General features: G+C 60.3%; 11 protein-coding genes. 9 read left to right on the forward strand and 2 right to left on the reverse strand.

The window, feature by feature from the left end:
• Positions 1-5: 5 nt before the first annotated feature.
• Positions 6-1,433, reverse strand: coding sequence for a cytochrome-c oxidase, cbb3-type subunit I (gene ccoN / locus KGB18_RS06440; protein ID WP_123722964.1), 1,428 nt, complete (start codon positions 1,431-1,433; stop codon positions 6-8).
• Between the two features lie 478 nt (positions 1,434-1,911).
• Between ccoN and KGB18_RS06445 the strand changes: the two genes are divergently transcribed.
• Positions 1,912-2,880, forward strand: a complete 969-nt coding sequence (locus KGB18_RS06445) for a hypothetical protein (RefSeq protein ID WP_123722962.1) — start codon at positions 1,912-1,914, stop codon at positions 2,878-2,880.
• 274 nt (positions 2,881-3,154) lie between these two features.
• Entirely contained in the window at positions 3,155-3,826 is a 672-nt protein-coding gene (locus KGB18_RS06450) for a DUF3313 domain-containing protein (RefSeq protein ID WP_223569552.1), read from the forward strand.
• A gap of 143 nt (positions 3,827-3,969) precedes the next feature.
• Here KGB18_RS06450 and KGB18_RS06455 read toward each other — a convergent pair whose 3' ends face one another.
• A complete protein-coding gene (locus KGB18_RS06455) occupies positions 3,970-4,395 on the reverse strand; it encodes a YciI family protein (protein WP_201060324.1) in 426 nt (141 codons plus the stop codon).
• A 257-nt stretch (positions 4,396-4,652) separates the two neighbouring features.
• Here KGB18_RS06455 and tpx point away from each other — a divergent pair, with 257 nt between their 5' ends.
• The 7 genes from tpx (at position 4,653) to KGB18_RS06490 (ending at position 17,727) form a co-directional block, all read left to right on the forward strand.
• Entirely contained in the window at positions 4,653-5,153 is a 501-nt protein-coding gene (tpx, locus tag KGB18_RS06460; protein ID WP_048397645.1) for a thiol peroxidase, read from the forward strand.
• A 178-nt stretch (positions 5,154-5,331) separates the two neighbouring features.
• The gene (locus KGB18_RS06465) at positions 5,332-6,648 is read left to right on the forward strand and encodes an MdtA/MuxA family multidrug efflux RND transporter periplasmic adaptor subunit (RefSeq protein ID WP_223569553.1); all 1,317 of its coding nucleotides are present in this window, start codon (positions 5,332-5,334) and stop codon (positions 6,646-6,648) included.
• Positions 6,645-9,749 (forward strand): MdtB/MuxB family multidrug efflux RND transporter permease subunit, encoded by a 3,105-nt coding sequence (locus tag KGB18_RS06470; protein WP_223569554.1) that lies wholly within the window; start codon positions 6,645-6,647, stop codon positions 9,747-9,749. Before KGB18_RS06465 ends, KGB18_RS06470 begins: the two co-directional genes overlap by 4 nt.
• Positions 9,746-12,853, forward strand: coding sequence for an efflux RND transporter permease subunit (locus KGB18_RS06475; protein ID WP_123722957.1), 3,108 nt, complete (start codon positions 9,746-9,748; stop codon positions 12,851-12,853). The genes KGB18_RS06470 and KGB18_RS06475 overlap by 4 nt, the downstream gene beginning before the upstream one ends.
• Positions 12,850-14,331 (forward strand): efflux transporter outer membrane subunit, encoded by a 1,482-nt coding sequence (locus KGB18_RS06480; protein ID WP_223569555.1) that lies wholly within the window; start codon positions 12,850-12,852, stop codon positions 14,329-14,331. The genes KGB18_RS06475 and KGB18_RS06480 overlap by 4 nt, the downstream gene beginning before the upstream one ends.
• Before the next feature lie 336 nt (positions 14,332-14,667).
• Positions 14,668-16,749, forward strand: coding sequence for a putative bifunctional diguanylate cyclase/phosphodiesterase (locus tag KGB18_RS06485; protein WP_223569556.1), 2,082 nt, complete (start codon positions 14,668-14,670; stop codon positions 16,747-16,749).
• Between the two features lie 231 nt (positions 16,750-16,980).
• Entirely contained in the window at positions 16,981-17,727 is a 747-nt protein-coding gene (locus tag KGB18_RS06490; protein ID WP_123722954.1) for an SDR family oxidoreductase, read from the forward strand.
• Positions 17,728-17,771 lie beyond the last annotated feature (44 nt).

Genomic DNA, 17,771 nt, shown 5'->3' on the forward strand with positions numbered 1-17,771 from the left:
TTGCCTCAGGCAATCTGCGCTTCAAGTTCGGCCATTTTCACGTCCGCCACACGCACCGTGCGCCAGGTGTTGTAGGCCATCAGCAACATGCCGCTGAGGAAGAACACCCCACCGACAAAGCGCACCACAAACCCCGGATGACTGGCCTGCAAGGCTTCAACGAAGGAGTAGGTCAGCGTGCCGTCATCGTTGATCGCACGCCACATCAAGCCTTGGGTGATGCCGTTGACCCACATCGAGGCGATGTACAGCACGGTGCCGATAGTCGCCAGCCAGAAGTGCGCGTTGATCAGGCCGATGCTATGCATCTGCGGGCGGCCGAAGACTTTCGGGACCATGTGGTAGATGGCGCCGAAGGTGATCATCGCCACCCAGCCCAGAGCCCCGGCGTGAACGTGGCCGATGGTCCAGTCGGTGTAGTGGGAGAGGGCGTTGACCGTTTTTATCGCCATCATCGGCCCTTCAAACGTCGACATACCGTAGAAGGCCAGTGACAGCACCAGAAAGCGCAGGATCGGGTCGGTGCGCAACTTATGCCAGGCGCCCGACAACGTCATCATCCCGTTGATCATCCCGCCCCAGCTCGGCGCCAGCAGAATCAGCGACATCGCCATGCCCAGCGACTGAGCCCAGTCCGGCAGCGCGGTGTAGTGTAAATGGTGCGGGCCGGCCCAGATGTACAGGGTGATCAGCGCCCAGAAATGCACGATCGACAAACGATAGGAATACACCGGCCGCCCGACTTGTTTCGGCACGAAGTAATACATCATCCCGAGGAAACCGGTGGTGAGGAAAAAGCCTACGGCGTTGTGCCCATACCACCACTGGACCATGGCGTCGGTGGCCCCGGAATACACCGGATACGACTTGAACCAGTCCACCGGAATCGACAGGTGATTGACCACGTGCAACATGGCGATCACCACGATGAACGCACCGAAAAACCAGTTGCCGACGTAGATGTGTTTGGTCTTGCGTTGCACCACGGTGGTGAAGAACACGATCGCGTAAGCGACCCAGACCACCGTCATCCACACCGCGCCGGAGAATTCGATCTCGGCGTATTCCTTGGTGGTGGTGTAGCCCAGCGGCAGGGTGATCAGCATGACCACGATCACCGATTGCCAGCCCCAGAAGGTGAAGGCGGCGAGCTTGTCGGAGTACAGCCGAACCTGGCAGGTGCGTTGCACCGCGTAGTAACTGGCGGCGAATTGCGCGCTGCCGGCAAAGCCGAAAATCACCAGGCTGGTGTGCAGCGGACGCAGGCGGCCGAAGGTGGTCCACGGCAGGTCGAGGTTCATCTCGGGCCATACCAGTTGCGAGGCGATCCATACCCCCATCGCCATCCCGACGACACCCCAGACGATGGTTGCCACGACGAATTGGCGAACGACCTTGTAGTTATAGGCCTGTCCGATTGTTGCTGTGCTCATGGTCAGTTCTTCCACGGTTGCAAAGTCTTGCCAGGCCACTCGGTCTGGCATGCCTTGAACTGTAGAAACCCCGCCGCAAACAAAACAGACTCAGAAAAACCGAGTTTATGCGGATCAGATGCGATGCGGGCCTGAGGCCAAAGGTCGCGCTCTGATACGGTTTTTTAGTGTGTAGCTGAATCTGTAACGTGCTGCGCTGCCGGTGCATAGTCGCCACATCAAGAACGAGCCGCAGAGTTCGATACACCGCAATCCCTGTGGGAGCGGGTATGTGGCGAGGGGGCTTGCCCCCGTTTGAGTGCGTAGCACTCACAAGATCTTTGGTATATCAGAGATTTTGGGGCTGCTTCGCAGCCCAACGGGGGCAAGCCCCCTCGCCACAGGGATCTCTCTTGTCTGGGTATTTTTGCTTGGGCCAATGATGGCATTTTGATAGAGTTCGCGTCTCATAAGGAGTCAGCAAAGAAAGGAGTCTGGTTTGAGCGTGGGCAAGAAGATTTTAGGGCTTTTCGCGTTGCTGCTGATGGCGGCGCTGTGGGGCAGTTACTTTTATGTGTTCAAAGAGAACCGTAACGGCCAGCTCGGGGAGACGTTCAGCAGCTACGCCTGGTGCGGCACGCCGCCGGCCAGCGATGCCACCGATTCGGGCAAGGACCGACTGTCGCTGCACATCACCAACAACGTTCACGGCGAGTTCATGCTCTCGGGCGCGGTGATCGTCTCCGAGCGCACCTTTGATCGCTATGACCTGGGCCGCAACGAACTGCGGCTGCGCATGGAACCCATGCAGTGGTCCTACGGCATTGCGCCGATTTTCATGGAACAGGTCAAGATCAAGCCCCTGAGCCGCAACCTGTCTTCAACCAACAAAAGTGCCTACGCGGAACTTGAGTCCAGACCCATCGGGGTCCAGGGGCGGTCGACGGACTTTCCGTTCGACACCTATCGCTACGGCTATAAACCGGTGCTCTACATCCTCAAGGGCAATGAGCGCATTGACCTGAAGTTCAGGCACATCACCACTGGCATGGAAATGTCGAACACCTTTACGCCGATCCAGAAGTACAACCGTGTGGAGTACATCAACGAGAAAAACTCGTTGATTCGCGAGGAAGACTACAAGCCCTACAGCACCAACGAATGCGCGTTCAGCGTCGAGCGCAAGGGCTCGTTCAAGGTGATTGTGCTGCTGTTGTTGCTGGTGATGTGCCTGCCGCTGCTGCATGTGTTTTATCGCGATGAGCCGGGCATCGATTTTCTCGCGACGCTGGTGAGTATTGGTGCGATCCGGGTGTTTCTGGTGGGGCCGTTGAACGACTTCCAGCTGTACAGCATCGACTTCCTGTTCGCCGCGGTGATCATCCTGGTGGGCACGGTGTCGTTGATCAAGGCGATGCGCGCGAACAGTCGACGGGAATTGGCAGCGAAAAGCGGATCTTCGTGGTGATTGACCAGGCTTTTCCAGATGAAGTCTGGTGTTGTTTGAGCTGATGTCTTCGCGGGTAAGCCTCGCTCCTACAGGTCCGGGTTGTATGCATTTCCTGCAAACAAATCAAACCCTGTAGGAGCGAGGCTTGCCCGCGAAGTGGCCTTTGATATCAACGATGTGCTGCAGCAATAGATGAATATTGTGTTTTTTGATAACAAAGCGCCGGGCATTGGCTATACCTGTAATTCCCCTATGCAATATTGTTGCCCGGCCTTCTGACAGGAGTTACAGCATGAAGCTTGCGTTAATGATGAGCACACTGTGCATCGCCTCTATCGGGGTGGTGGGTTGCTCCAGCAAAGTCGTCGAGCCAGACCAGTACTCCGGTTTTCTCAAGGACTACAGTCAGTTGAAGGAAGCCAAGTCGCCATCGGGCGCCGTGGTGATGCGCTGGATGGACCCCAAGCTCGATATCAACAAATTCACCAGTGTCTATATCGAACCGACTCAGTTCTATCCCAAACCGCAACCGACAGTGAAAATCCCTCAGACCACACTGAACGGCATCACCAGCTACTACGATCAAGCACTTAAACGCGAAATAGGTAGATCCCTGCCATTGGCTTCCGGGCCCGGCCCTGGCGTTATGGTGGTGCGTGCGGCGATCACCTCTGTCACCAGCAAGACCGAAGGCCTCCAGCCTTATGAAGTGATTCCGATCGCCCTGGTGGCGGCGGCAGTCAGCACAGCCAGCGGCATTCGCGATCAGGAAACCAATCTGGCCACCGAAGCGGTGCTTCTCGATGGCGGCAACAACAAAGTCGTGGCCCAAGTGGTGCGCAAGGGCATTGGCAAACCGCTGGAAAACTCAGATCAGGTGATGAAGCCCAATGACGTGAAAAACGTGATCGATGGCTGGGCGTCGGACCTGCATCAGTCGTATCTGAAACTCAAGTCCAAGTAATGCGGCGGGCCTGAGGCCTCATCGCGAGCAGGCTCGCTCCCACACTGGATCTGCTGTGAGCACACTATTTGCGAACACCAGAGATCAAATGTGGGAACGGGCCTGCTCGCGAAAAGCGGTCCTTCAGGCGTATCAAGTGAGTTTCAGTGCTTCTTCGCCTGCGCCCGCACTCGTTCTTCCTGCTCGCGCAACTGCGGTGTGAACTCGGCACCGAAGTCTTCGGCCTCGTACACTTGTCGAATCTCGATCTCGGCCTCTGTACCCGGCATCGGGTTAGGGCAGCGCTTGACCCACTCGATCGCTTCCTCTTTCGACTTCACCTGCCACAGCCAATAGCCGGCGATCAGCTCCTTGGTTGCGGCGAACGGTCCATCGATCACCGTGCGCTGGTCACCCGAGAAACGCACACGGGCGCCTTTGCTACTGGGCTGCAGGCCATCGCAATCGATAAGGATGCCGGCCTTGGCCAGTTCCTCGTTGAAATTGCCCATCGCGGTCATCAGTTCTTCGCTGGGCATCACGCCGGCCTCGGAATCCGGGCTGGCTTTAACAATGATCATGAATCGCATGGTCTTGTCTCCGCTGGATTTGAGTGACTCACTGCCTAGTCGAATAGCGACGGGCCAAATCGACAACGCGGCCAATGGAAAACCGCCTCGCTCCCACAAGCTTATGCAGTGTTAGTAAGTTTTGTTGAAACGCCTGTATCCAGTTTTGTGCGACGACATATCACAATTTGTATCTGACCATAGGTCGTCAGGCGATTTCGTGGTTAACTTCGGCCTCGTCAAAATTCTCCACATCAACGTTCAGAAGGACTCCGTTCATGGCTCAAGTCACTCTTAAAGGCAACCCGGTTCAAGTCAACGGCCAACTGCCACAAGCCGGTTCCCAGGCGCCAGCCTTTTCCCTGGTTGCCGGCAATCTGTCCGACGTGACCCTGGCGAGCTTCGCCGGCAAGCGCAAAGTGCTGAACATCTTCCCAAGTATTGACACCCCGACCTGCGCTACCTCCGTGCGCAAGTTCAACGCCCAGGCCAATGACATCGCCAACACCGTGGTGCTGTGCATCTCCGCTGACCTGCCGTTCGCCCAGGCTCGTTTCTGCGGCGCCGAAGGCCTGGAAAACGTCCAGAACCTGTCGACCCTGCGCGGTGCCGAGTTCATCGAGAACTACGGCGTGGCGATTGCCGATGGCCCGCTCAAAGGCCTGACCGCCCGTGCTGTCGTGGTTCTGGACGAAAACGACAAGGTCCTGCACAGCGAACTGGTCAAGGAAATCGCTGAAGAGCCGAACTACGACGCAGCGCTCGCCGTTCTGAAGTAAGCGAAGTTTACAATTGTTAACGGCCTGGCCCTGTCCAGGCCGTTTTCATTTGTGCTTCAGTGTCTTAGCCAAACCTCCTGTTACGTAAGCCAAAGGTAAATTGCCGGTAAAGGCGCTTTGCTTAATACCCGCCAGTGCTTATCGTTCAGCCTCCCGTAGAAAGAAGCTCACGCGCCCAATGGTTGATCATTCCATGCAATCCTCCGCTTCCCGCAATCCTCGTCGCTGGCTGTTCGGCCTGCTTGTCCTGTTGGTCATCGCTGGCCTGTGCTGGAAGTTCTGGCCCGCAGGTAGCAGCCCGAAGGAGGGCGCAGGGCAGAAAGCTGTTGCCGGGCATACAGGCCGGTCGGGGGGAATGCGTCCGGGGTTCGGCGGGGCGAGCGGGCCGGTTCCGGTGCGCGTGGCGCCGGCGGTCAAAGGCGATTTCCCTCTGTATTACAAGGCGCTGGGCACCGTGACCGCGCTGAACACCATTAACGTGCGCAGTCGCGTTGGCGGTGAGTTGATCAAGATTTCGTTCGAAGAAGGGCAAATGGTCAAGGCGGGCGACCTGCTGGCCGAGATCGACCCGCGTCCTTACCAGAATGCCTTGCTCCAGGCCGAAGGCACCTTGCTGCAGAATCAGGCACAACTGAAAAACGCCCAGGTCGATGTCGAGCGCTATCGCGGCCTGTACCGCGAAGACAGTATCGCCAAGCAAACCCTGGACACCGCCGAAGCGCTGGTCGGCCAGTACCTGGGTACGGTCAAGACCAATCAGGCGGCGGTCAATGACGCCAAGCTCAACCTGGAATTCACCAAAATTCGCGCCCCGATTGCCGGGCGCGTGGGCCTGCGTCAGCTGGACGTCGGTAACCTTGTGGCGGCCAACGACACCACGGCGCTGGTGATCATCACCCAGACCCAACCGATCAGCGTGGCCTTTACCTTGCCGGAAAACAGTCTGGACACCGTGCTGGCCCGCTATCGCACCGGCGCCAAGCTGCCCGCTGAAGCCTGGGACCGTGGCGATACCAAATTGCAGGCCACGGGCGTATTGCAGAGCCTGGACAACCAGATCGATGTCACCACCGGCACCCTGAAATTCAAGGCTCGCTACGAGAACCGCGATCAAGCACTGTTCCCTAATCAGTTCGTCAACGTCCACCTGCTGGCCGACACCCTCAAAGGCGTGGTGCTTGCACCTTCGGCGGCGATCCAGTTCGGCACCAACGGCACATTCGTCTATGCGATGGACGGCGACAAAAAGGTCACCATCCGCCAGTTGAAAGTCGGCGCCAGTGACGGTGACAACACCGTGGTCACCGAAGGCCTGGCCGCTGGCGATCGAGTGGTACTGGAAGGCACCGACCGCCTGAAAGAAGGCAGCGAAGTAGAGGTCGTCAACGACAGCAAGGATGTACCGACCACCCCGACCGAACACCTGCAAGGCAAGTCGGCCGCCACTGCACCTGAGGCGACGGTCACCGACAAGGCGAAAAAGGGCGGCGCATGAACATCTCGCGGCTGTTCATCCTTCGCCCGGTCGCCACGACCCTGAGCATGCTGGCGATTATTCTGGCCGGCGTGATCGCTTATCGACTGCTGCCGGTGTCTGCATTACCCCAGGTCGACTACCCGACCATTCGCGTCATGACGCTCTATCCCGGCGCCAGCCCGGATGTCATGACCAGCGCCGTGACCGCGCCGCTGGAGCGTCAGTTCGGGCAGATGCCCGGCCTGACCCAGATGGCGTCCACCAGTTCTGGCGGCGCTTCGGTGCTGACCCTGCGTTTCAGCCTAGACATCAACATGGACGTCGCCGAGCAGCAGGTGCAGGCCGCGATCAACGCCGCGACCAATTTGCTTCCCAAGGATCTGCCGGCACCGCCGGTGTACAACAAGGTCAACCCGGCGGACACCCCGGTGCTGACCCTGGCCATCACCTCCAAGACCATGCTGTTGCCCAAGCTCAACGATCTGGTCGACACGCGCATGGCGCAGAAAATCGCCCAGATCAGCGGCGTCGGCATGGTCAGCATTGCCGGCGGTCAGCGTCAGGCAGTGCGCATCAAGGTCAACCCCGAGGCCCTGGCGGCCAATGGCCTGAACCTGTCAGACGTGCGCACCTTGATCGGCGCCTCCAACGTCAATCAGCCCAAGGGCAACTTTGACGGCCCGACCCGGGTGTCGATGCTCGACGCCAACGACCAACTGACGTCACCCAAGGACTACGCCAATCTGATCCTCGCCTACGCTAATGGCGCGCCGTTGCGGCTCAAGGATGTGGCAGAAATTGTCGATGGAGCCGAGAACGAACGTCTGGCGGCGTGGGCCAATGAAAATCAGGCGGTGCTGCTGAACATCCAGCGCCAGCCCGGTGCCAACGTCATTGAAGTGGTCGACCGGATCAAGGCCTTGCTGCCGAGCATCACCGATAACCTGCCGGCCGGCCTCGACGTCACGGTACTCACCGACCGCACCCAGACCATCCGCGCCTCGGTCACCGACGTGCAACACGAACTGCTGATCGCCATCGCGCTGGTGGTGATGGTCACGTTCCTGTTCCTGCGGCGGGCCAGCGCCACGATCATTCCGTCGGTAGCCGTGCCGCTGTCGTTGATCGGCACCTTCGGCGTGATGTACCTCGCAGGGTTTTCGGTCAACAACCTGACCCTGATGGCGCTGACCATCGCCACCGGTTTCGTGGTGGACGATGCGATCGTCATGCTGGAGAACATTTCCCGATTTATCGAAGAGGGTGACAGCCCGTTGCAAGCGGCGCTCAAGGGCGCCAAGCAGATTGGCTTCACCCTGATTTCCCTGACGCTGTCGCTGATCGCGGTGTTGATTCCGCTGCTGTTCATGGCCGACGTGGTGGGGCGCTTGTTCCGCGAGTTTGCAATAACCCTGGCGGTGGCGATCCTGATTTCCCTTGTCGTCTCCCTGACCCTGACGCCAATGATGTGCGCGCGGCTGCTCAAGCGTGAGCCCAAGGAAGCAGAACAGGGTCGGTTTTACCGCTCCAGTGGCGCCGCAATTGATTGGATGATCGCGGCTTACGGACGCAAGTTAAAGTGGGTTCTCAAGCACCAACCGCTGACCTTGATGGTGGCTATAGGCACGCTGGCGCTGACGGTGTTCCTGTACATGGTGGTGCCCAAGGGCTTCTTCCCGGTGCAGGACACCGGGGTGATCCAGGGTATTTCCGAGGCACCGCAGTCGATTTCCTTTGCGGCGATGAGCGAGCGGCAGCAGGAACTGGCCAAGGTGATCCTCGCCGATACGGCGGTCGAGAGCCTGTCGTCCTATATCGGGGTCGACGGTGACAACTCGACGCTGAACAGCGGCCGGCTGCTGATCAACCTCAAATCCCACAGCAATCGCGAGCTGAGCGCCACCGAAGTGATTGCGCGCCTGCAACCGGAGCTGGACAAGCTGATTGGCATTCGCCTGTTCATGCAGCCGGTGCAGGACCTGACCATCGAAGATCGGGTCAGCCGCACGCAGTACCAGTTCAGCATGTCGTCGCCGGATTCCGAGTTGCTCAGCCTGTGGAGCGGGCGTCTGGTGGAAGCGTTGGCGCAACGGCCGGAGTTGACCGACGTCGCCAGCGATTTGCAGGACAAGGGCTTGCAGGTGTATCTGGTGATCGATCGTGATGCGGCGTCGCGGGTCGGTGTATCGGTGTCGAACATCACCGACGCGCTGTACGACGCCTTCGGTCAGCGACAGATTTCCACCATTTACACCCAGGCCAGCCAATACCGCGTGGTGCTGCAGTCGCAGTCCGGCGAGAAGATCGGCCCGGATGCGCTGAACCAGATTCACGTCAAAACCACCGATGGCGGTCAGGTGCGCCTGTCCAGCCTGGCGCATGTCGAGGAGCGTCAGGCACAACTGGCGATCACCCACATCGGCCAGTTCCCCGCGGTAATGATGTCCTTCAATCTGGCGCCCGGCGTGGCACTGGGGCATGCGGTGGAGATCATCGATCAGGTGCAGAAAGACATCGGCATGCCGATTGGCGTGCAGACCCAGTTCCAGGGCGCGGCCGAAGCGTTCCAGGCGTCGCTGTCGAGCACCTTGCTGCTGATTCTGGCGGCGGTAGTGACCATGTACATCGTACTCGGCGTGCTCTACGAGAGTTACATTCACCCGATCACCATTCTCTCGACCTTGCCCTCGGCGGCGGTCGGCGCCTTGTTGGCTTTGCTGTTGAGCGGCAATGACCTGGGGATGATCGCGATCATCGGCATCATCCTGCTGATCGGTATCGTGAAAAAGAACGCGATCATGATGATCGACTTCGCCCTCGAGGCGGAACGTAACCAAGGCATGGATCCGCAAACCGCGATCTATCAGGCCGCGCTGCTGCGCTTCCGGCCGATTCTGATGACCACCCTGGCGGCGTTGTTCGGCGCGGTGCCGCTGATGCTGGCCACCGGTTCCGGCGCGGAACTGCGCCAGCCTTTGGGTCTGGTGATGGTCGGTGGCTTGCTGGTGAGTCAGGTGCTGACGCTGTTTACCACGCCCGTCATCTACTTGTACTTCGACCGCCTCGGGCGGCGCTGGGGCCGTAAGTCCGAGTCTGTGGAACCGGTAGAACAGCCATGAACCTGTCCGGACCTTTCATCAAGCGCCCGGTCGCAACGATGTTGTTGAGCCTGGCGATCATATTGCTGGGCGGCGTGAGCTTCGGCCTGTTGCCGGTATCGCCGCTGCCGCAGATGGATTTCCCGGTGATCGTGGTTCAGGCCAGCTTGCCCGGTGCGAGCCCTGAGGTCATGGCCTCGACCGTGGCCACGCCGCTTGAGCGTTCCTTCGGCGCCATCGCCGGGGTCAACACCATGAGTAGCCGTTCCAGCCAGGGCTCGACCCGGGTGATTTTGCAGTTCGACCTGGACCGCGACATCAACGGCGCGGCGCGGGAAGTGCAGGCGGCAATCAACGCCTCGCGCAATTTGCTGCCGAGCGGCATGCGCAGCATGCCCACCTACAAGAAGGTCAACCCGTCCCAGGCGCCGATCATGGTGCTGTCGCTGACCTCGGATGTGCTGGAAAAAGGCCAGCTCTATGACTTGGCCTCGACCATTTTGTCCCAGAGCCTGTCGCAGGTGCAGGGCGTGGGCGAAGTGCAGATCGGCGGCAGTTCGTTGCCGGCGGTGCGCATCGAACTCGAGCCCCAGGCGCTCAACCAGTACGGCGTGGCGCTGGACGACGTGCGCAACACTATCGCCAACGCCAACGTGCGCCGGCCCAAGGGCTCGGTCGAAGATGGCCAGCGGCTGTGGCAGGTTCAAGCCAACGATCAACTGGAAAAAGCCAAGGATTACGAGTCGCTGATCATTCACTACGCGGACGGCGCGGCCCTGCGCCTGAAGGATGTGGCCAAGGTCAGTGACGGCGTCGAGGACCGCTACAACAGCGGGTTCTTCAACGACGACGCGGCGGTGTTGCTGGTGATCAACCGCCAGGCCGGTGCCAACATCATCGAGACGGTTAACGAGATCAAGGCGCAACTGCCGGCGTTGCAGGCCGTGCTGCCGGCCAGCGTCAAACTGAACCTGGCGATGGACCGTTCGCCGGTGATCAAGGCCACTCTGCACGAAGCGGAAATGACCCTGCTGATTGCCGTGGCGCTGGTGATTCTGGTGGTGTTCCTGTTCCTCGGTAATTTCCGTGCCTCACTGATTCCAACCCTGGCGGTGCCGGTGTCGCTGGTGGGCACGTTTGCGGTGATGTACCTCTACGGGTTCTCCCTGAACAACCTGTCGCTGATGGCACTGATCCTGGCCACCGGGCTGGTGGTGGACGACGCCATCGTGGTGCTGGAGAACATTTCCCGGCACATCGACAAGGGCGTGCCGCCGATGAAGGCCGCGTACCTCGGGGCCGAGGAAGTCGGCTTCACGCTGCTGTCGATGAACGTCTCGCTGGTGGCGGTGTTCCTGTCGATCCTGTTCATGGGCGGGATCATCGAAAGCCTGTTCCGCGAGTTTTCCATCACCCTGGCGGCGGCCATCGTGGTGTCGTTGCTGGTGTCGCTGACGCTGACGCCGATGCTCTGCGCCCGCTGGCTCAAGCCGCACACGCCGGGGCAGGAAAACCGCCTGCAACGCTGGAGCCAGCGGACCAACGAGTGGATGGTCGGCAAATACGCCAGCAGCCTCGACTGGGTGCTACGTCACCGTCGGCTGACCTTGCTCAGCCTGCTCGTGACGATTGGTGTGAACATAGCGTTGTATATTGTTGTTCCTAAAACATTTTTACCTCAGCAGGACACCGGCCAGTTGATCGGTTTCGTGCGCGGCGACGATGGCCTGTCGTTCAGCGTGATGCAGCCGAAGATGGAAATCTTCCGCCGCGCCGTGCTCAAGGACGAGGCGGTGCAAAGCGTCGCCGGGTTCATCGGTGGCAACAACGGCACCAACAATGCCTTCATGCTGGTGCGGCTCAAGCCGATCAAGGAACGCAACCTGTCCGCGCAGAAAGTCATCGAACGCCTGCGCAAGGAAATGCCCAAGGTGCCCGGTGCGCAATTGATGCTGATGGCGGATCAGGATCTGCAATTCGGCGGCGGCCGCGAACAGACCACTTCGCAATATTCCTACATCCTGCAAAGCGGCGATCTCGGCGCATTGCGCGAGTGGTATCCGAAAGTCGTCACCGCCCTCAAGGCGCTGCCGGAGTTGACGGCGATTGACGCACGTGAAGGCCGTGGCGCCCAGCAAGTGACCCTGATCGTCGATCGCGATCAGGCCAAGCGTCTGGGCGTGGACATGGACATGGTCACCGCGGTGCTGAACAACGCCTACAGCCAGCGGCAGATTTCGACGATCTACGACAGCCTCAACCAGTATCAGGTGGTGATGGAGGTCAACCCGAAATACGCGCAGGACCCGATCACGCTCAAGCAAGTGCAGGTGATCACCGCCGACGGTGCGCGGATTCCGCTGTCGACCATCGCTCACTATGAAAACAGCCTGGAAGACGACCGGGTCAGCCACGAAGGCCAGTTCGCTTCGGAAAGCATCGCTTTCGACATGGCCGAAGGCGTGACGGTGGAGCAGGGCTCGGCGGCCATCGAGCGGGCGATTGCCAAGGTCGGTCTGCCGGAAGACGTGATCGCGAAAATGGCCGGTACCGCCGATGCGTTCGCCGCTACCCAGAAGAGCCAGCCGTGGATGATTCTCGGCGCGCTGGTGGCGGTGTATCTGGTGTTGGGCGTGCTGTATGAAAGCTACATCCACCCGCTGACGATTCTTTCGACCTTGCCGTCGGCCGGAGTCGGAGCGTTGCTGTCGATTTATGTGCTGGGCGGCGAGTTCAGCCTGATCTCCTTGCTCGGGCTGTTCCTGCTGATCGGCGTGGTGAAGAAAAACGCGATTCTGATGATCGACCTGGCGCTGCAACTGGAACGGCACCAGGGCCTGGAGCCGCTGGAGTCGATCCGTAGTGCTTGTCTGCAACGGCTGCGACCGATTCTGATGACCACTCTGGCGGCAATCCTCGGCGCCTTGCCGTTGTTGCTGAGTCGTGCCGAAGGGGCGGAAATGCGTCAGCCGCTGGGCCTGACCATCATCGGCGGGCTGGTCTTCAGCCAGGTGCTGACCCTTTACACCACCCCGGTGGTTTACCTCTATCTCGACAAACTGCGCCATCGCTTCAACCACTGGCGTGGGGTGCGTACCGATGCTGCTCTGGAAACTCCGCTATGACTGACCGTTCGCTTATCAACCTGGTTGCACCGCTGATCACGGCCCGAGGCTCGCGTTTGCTGAGCCTGTCGCTGTGCGTGGCGATGCTCAGTGCCTGCGCCATCGGCCCGGATTACCAGCGCCCGCAAGCCGCCGCGCCGGCACAGTACAAGGAAGCGGCTGGCTGGCGTCAGGCCAACCCCAGCGACTCTCTGGCGCGTGGTGCCTGGTGGGAGCTGTATGGCGATCGGCAGCTCAATGGGCTGATCGAAAAACTCAACAGCGCCAACCAGACCGTCGCCCAGTCCGAAGCCCAGTACCGACAGGCCCAGGCCTTGGTGCGCAGTGCCCGGGGGGCGTTTTTCCCGACGGTGGACCTGACGGTCGGGAAAACCCGTTCCAGCCAGGGCACCGGTAGCAGCAGTTCGAGCCTGAGCAGTTCCTCCAGCGGTATTCGCGACACGTACACCGCGCAGGCCGGGGTCAGTTGGGAAGCGGACGTCTGGGGCAAATTGCGCCGAGGCCTGGAAGCCGACACCGCCAACGCCGAGGCGAGTTTTGCCGATCTGGCGGCGATGCGCCTGAGCCAGCAATCGGAGCTGGTGCAGAACTATCTGCAATTGCGGGTGATCGACGAACAGAAACGCCTGCTGGAAGCGACGGTCGAGGCTTATCAGCGCTCGCTGACCATGACCGAAAACCAGTACCGCGCCGGTGTCTCCGGCAAGGACGCGGTGGCCCAGGCCACCACGCAGCTCAAAAGCACCCAGGCGGAGATGGTCGACCTGATCTGGCAGCGCGCGCAGTTCGAGAACGCCATTGCCGTACTGATAGGTCTGCCGCCAGCGGAGTTCAGCCTGGCTGAAACCAAGGACATCCCGGCATTGCCGCAGGTGCCGCTGAGCCTGCCTTCGCAATTGCTGGAACGGCGCCCGGACATCGCCTCCGCCGAGCGCTCGGTGATGGCCGCCAACGCCAACATCGGCGTGGCCAAAGCTGCCTACTACCCGGACCTGACCCTGAGCCTGAACGGCGGTTATAGCAGCAGCACCTCTAACAACTGGATCAGCGTGCCGAACCGCTTCTGGTCGGTCGGCCCTCAACTGGCCATGACCCTGTTCGACGGTGGGCAGCGCTCGGCGGAAGTCGATCGCAGCGAAGCGGCCTATGACGAGACCGTCGCCAAGTACCGCCAGACCGTGCTCGACGGCTTCCGTGAAGTGGAAAACTATCTGGTGCAGCTCAAGGTGCTGGAAGACGAAGCCAAGGTGCGCCAGGAAGCTCTGGATGCAGCGCGCGAATCCCTGCGGTTGACCCAGAATCAGTACAAGGCCGGGGTGATTGCTTATCTGGATGTGGTGGTGGTTCAGGCCACGGCGTTGAGCAACGAGCGTAACGTGCTGACTTTGCTGCAGAGCCGCTTGATCGCCAGCGTGCAATTGATTGCCGCATTGGGCGGCGGGTGGGACGGGCAGCTTCAGGTGAGCGACAAGGAATAGCGCAACCCCTGTGGTGAGGGGGCCTAATGCCGGTAAGCCCAGAAATTTGAGCGACGAAGATCCTGTGGGAGCGTGGCTTGCCCGCGAAGAATGCGCCGCGGTTTTTCAGGTAGTACGCGTCATCGTTCTTCGCGGGCAAGCCACGCTCCCACAAGTTATGCGCCTTGACTTACCGGCATTAGGGCCAGCCCCCTCGCCACAGTGCAGCGATTGCACAAACGTTTCATCACCTTGATGGCCTTTTGATGACTTTGTGAGTGCGTTCATCCGCGGAATCAGTACAATCGCCGACTTTGCTCCCCGAGAATGGATGCGGGGGCGGTCGCGAGAAGTCCCATGCTCATCGGTAGCTATTCCTTTACCCTGGTTTTCATATCGCTCTGTGTGGCGATACTTGCCTCTTATACCGCGCTCGACCTCACCGGTCGCATCGCCACGGCCAAGGGTCGGGCGGTGCATCTGTGGACGGCGGGCGGCGCTTTTGCGATGGGGATTGGCGTGTGGTCGATGCATTTCATCGGCATGCTCGCCTTCACATTGCCGATCGATCTGGGCTACGACGTTACTCTCACGGCGCTGTCCCTCTTGATCGCGGTCCTGTCTTGCGGCTTTGCCCTGTGGCTGGTCAGCCAGCCACAATTGCCGGCCTGGCAACTGGTGTTCGGTGCGCTGATCATGGGCGCAGGCATCAGCGCGATGCATTACACCGGCATGGCCGCCATGCGCATGCAGCCGGGCATCGATTACGACCCCGCATTGTTTAGCGCGTCGCTGCTGATTGCCGTTGGCGCGTCGGGCGCGGCGTTATGGATCGCGTTCCGCCTGCGCCAGCACGCGCCATATGTTCGCCTGATTCGCGGCGGTGCAGCGGTGATCATGGGCATCGCCATCGTCGGCATGCACTACACCGGCATGGCCGCGGCGCGTTTTGTCGACGGCAGTTTCTGTGGCGCGGCGGTCGATGGCCTGAACGGCAAGGGCCTGGATAATCTTGTTCTGATCACCACCTTGGCGGTGTTGAGCATTGCCTTGCTGACCTCGATCCTCGATGCGCGGCTAGAGGCTCGCACCGCGGAGCTCGCCCAATCACTGACCGAGGCCAATCGCGAACTCACCCAACTGGCGCTGCACGACACCCTGACCGGGCTGCCGAACCGAGTGCTGTTGGCCGATCGTATCGATCAGGCGATGTCGAGGGTGCAGGAGCAGGGTGGCTGTTTTGCGTTGATGTTCATTGATCTGGACGGCTTCAAACCGGTCAACGATGCTTTTGGGCACCACATGGGCGACCAGTTGCTGCGTGAAGTCGGCCTGCGCCTGCGCGAGGATTTGCGCAGTCAGGACACGCTGGCGCGGATCGGCGGCGATGAGTTTGTGCTGCTGGTGCAACTCACCGAGCCGAATGACGCGCTGAACCTGGCGGCGCGACAGGTGGGGCTGATCGGGCGCTCGTTCCGGGTCGCGGAACATGACTTGCAGATTTCCGCCAGCGTCGGTATCTCGCTCTATCCGGGCAACGGTCACACCGCCGAGGAGTTGCTGATGAACGCCGATGCCGCGATGTACCACGCCAAGGGCGCCGGGAAAAACGGCCACCGCTTCTTCGACGCCTCGATGAACAGCAACGCGCGCAAACAGCTGCAATTGCTGCAAGACCTGCGCAATGCCGTCGATCAGCAGCAGTTCAGTCTCTATTACCAACCCAAGTTCGACGCCGGCAATGGCCGAGCGGTGGGCGCCGAGGCGTTGCTGCGCTGGATGCATCCGACTCAAGGCATGCTGCAGCCGGACAGCTTCATCGATCTTGCGGAAAAGACCGGGCTGATCATTCCAATCGGCGAGTGGGTGCTCAACGAAGCCTGCCGTCAGATGCGCGAGTGGTATCTGCTCGGTTACACCGACTGGCGCATCGCGGTGAACCTCTCAGCCTTGCAGTTCTGCCACGCCGGGTTGGTCCAGAGCGTCGCCAAGGCCTTGGCCACTCATCATTTGCCGGCCAACAGCCTGACCCTGGAAATCACCGAAACCACCGCCATGAGCGACGCCGATGCGAGCATGACGGTGCTGCAGGAACTCTCGGAAATGGGCGTCGACCTGTCCATCGATGACTTTGGCACCGGCTATTCGAGCTTGATGTACCTCAAACGCCTGCCAGCCAATGAGTTGAAGATTGATCGGGGATTCGTCCGCGATCTGGAGCACGACAGTGATGACGCAGCCATCGTCTCGGCCATCGTCGCCCTCGGCCAGGCGCTTGGCTTGCGGATCGTCGCCGAAGGGGTGGAAACCGGTGTCCAGCAAGACTTCCTGACCCAATTGGGCTGCGACTCGTTGCAGGGTTACCTGCTGGGGCACCCGCTGCCTGCTGATCGCTTCATGGCCGATATTCATCGTGGGGAGCAATTGGCTACTGGCTGATGGACTCCTGTGGCGAGGGGGCTTGCCCCCGTTCGGCTGCGAAGCAGTCGTAAATTCAGGCAACTCGGTGATAATGGAAAATCGAAGGGGGGCCGCTTCGCTGCCCAACGGGGGCAAGCCCCCTCGCCACAGGTTTGTGTCATTAGAGTTGACGCAGGTTCATGCAAAACCGCGCAATGGCGGTTATTCTTGGCCCCGACTGCTTACGCTTGTAACGGGGGAAATGCCAGCATGGACAAAGTCATCGTCATCACCGGCGGCAGCCGCGGAATTGGCGCCGCCACGGCCCTGTTGGCCGCAGAGCAGGGCTATCGGATCTGTATCAACTATCAATCCGACGAACAGGCGGCGCACAGTGTGCTGGAACAAGTCCGCGCACTCGGCGCCCAGGCCATTGCCGTGCGCGCCGATGTCAGCATCGAAGACGAGGTGATTGGCCTGTTCCACCGCGTAGACACCGAACTCGGTCGGGTCACGGCGCTGGTGAACAACGCCGGCACTGTCGGGCGCAAGTCGCGGATCGACGAAATGTCCGAGTTCCGTATTCTGAAAATCCTCAAGACCAACGTTCTGGCGCCGATCCTCTGCGCCAAACACGCGATCCTGCGCATGTCGCCCAAACATGGCGGGCAGGGTGGCAGCATCGTCAACGTGTCGTCGGTCGCAGCCCGCTTGGGCGCCCCCAGCGAATATGTCGACTACGCAGCATCCAAAGGCGCGCTGGACACCTTCACCATCGGCCTGTCGAAGGAAGTGGCGGGCGAGGGGATTCGGGTCAACGCCGTGCGACCGGGTTACATCTACACCGATTTCCATGCATTGAGCGGCGATCCGGATCGGGTCAGCAAGCTGGAGTCGGCGATCCCGATGGCTCGGGGTGGGCGGCCGGATGAAGTGGCGGAGGCGATTGTGTGGTTGTTGTCGGATAAGGCTTCTTATGCGACGGGGACGTTTGTTGATCTTGGTGGTGGGCGTTAACTTTCGAGATTTTCGTTGTTCCGGCCGGCCCCTTCGCGGGCAAG

Origin of the sequence: Pseudomonas sp. BF-R-26, from assembly GCF_019947395.1 — a bacterium.
Taxonomy (GTDB): Bacteria; Pseudomonadota; Gammaproteobacteria; order Pseudomonadales; family Pseudomonadaceae; genus Aquipseudomonas; species Aquipseudomonas farris.

Bases quoted from the DNA above. Each gene is read 5' to 3' on its own strand.
- ccoN (WP_123722964.1), bottom strand. From the start codon at position 1,433: ATGAGCACAGCAACAATCGGACAGGCCTATAACTACAAGGTCGTTCGC.
- KGB18_RS06450 (WP_223569552.1), top strand. From the start codon at position 3,155: ATGAAGCTTGCGTTAATGATGAGCACACTGTGCATCGCCTCTATCGGG.
- KGB18_RS06455 (WP_201060324.1), bottom strand. From the start codon at position 4,395: ATGCGATTCATGATCATTGTTAAAGCCAGCCCGGATTCCGAGGCCGGC.
- tpx (WP_048397645.1), top strand. From the start codon at position 4,653: ATGGCTCAAGTCACTCTTAAAGGCAACCCGGTTCAAGTCAACGGCCAA.
- KGB18_RS06465 (WP_223569553.1), top strand. From the start codon at position 5,332: ATGGTTGATCATTCCATGCAATCCTCCGCTTCCCGCAATCCTCGTCGC.
- KGB18_RS06470 (WP_223569554.1), top strand. From the start codon at position 6,645: ATGAACATCTCGCGGCTGTTCATCCTTCGCCCGGTCGCCACGACCCTG.
- KGB18_RS06475 (WP_123722957.1), top strand. From the start codon at position 9,746: ATGAACCTGTCCGGACCTTTCATCAAGCGCCCGGTCGCAACGATGTTG.
- KGB18_RS06480 (WP_223569555.1), top strand. From the start codon at position 12,850: ATGACTGACCGTTCGCTTATCAACCTGGTTGCACCGCTGATCACGGCC.
- KGB18_RS06485 (WP_223569556.1), top strand. From the start codon at position 14,668: ATGCTCATCGGTAGCTATTCCTTTACCCTGGTTTTCATATCGCTCTGT.
- KGB18_RS06490 (WP_123722954.1), top strand. From the start codon at position 16,981: ATGGACAAAGTCATCGTCATCACCGGCGGCAGCCGCGGAATTGGCGCC.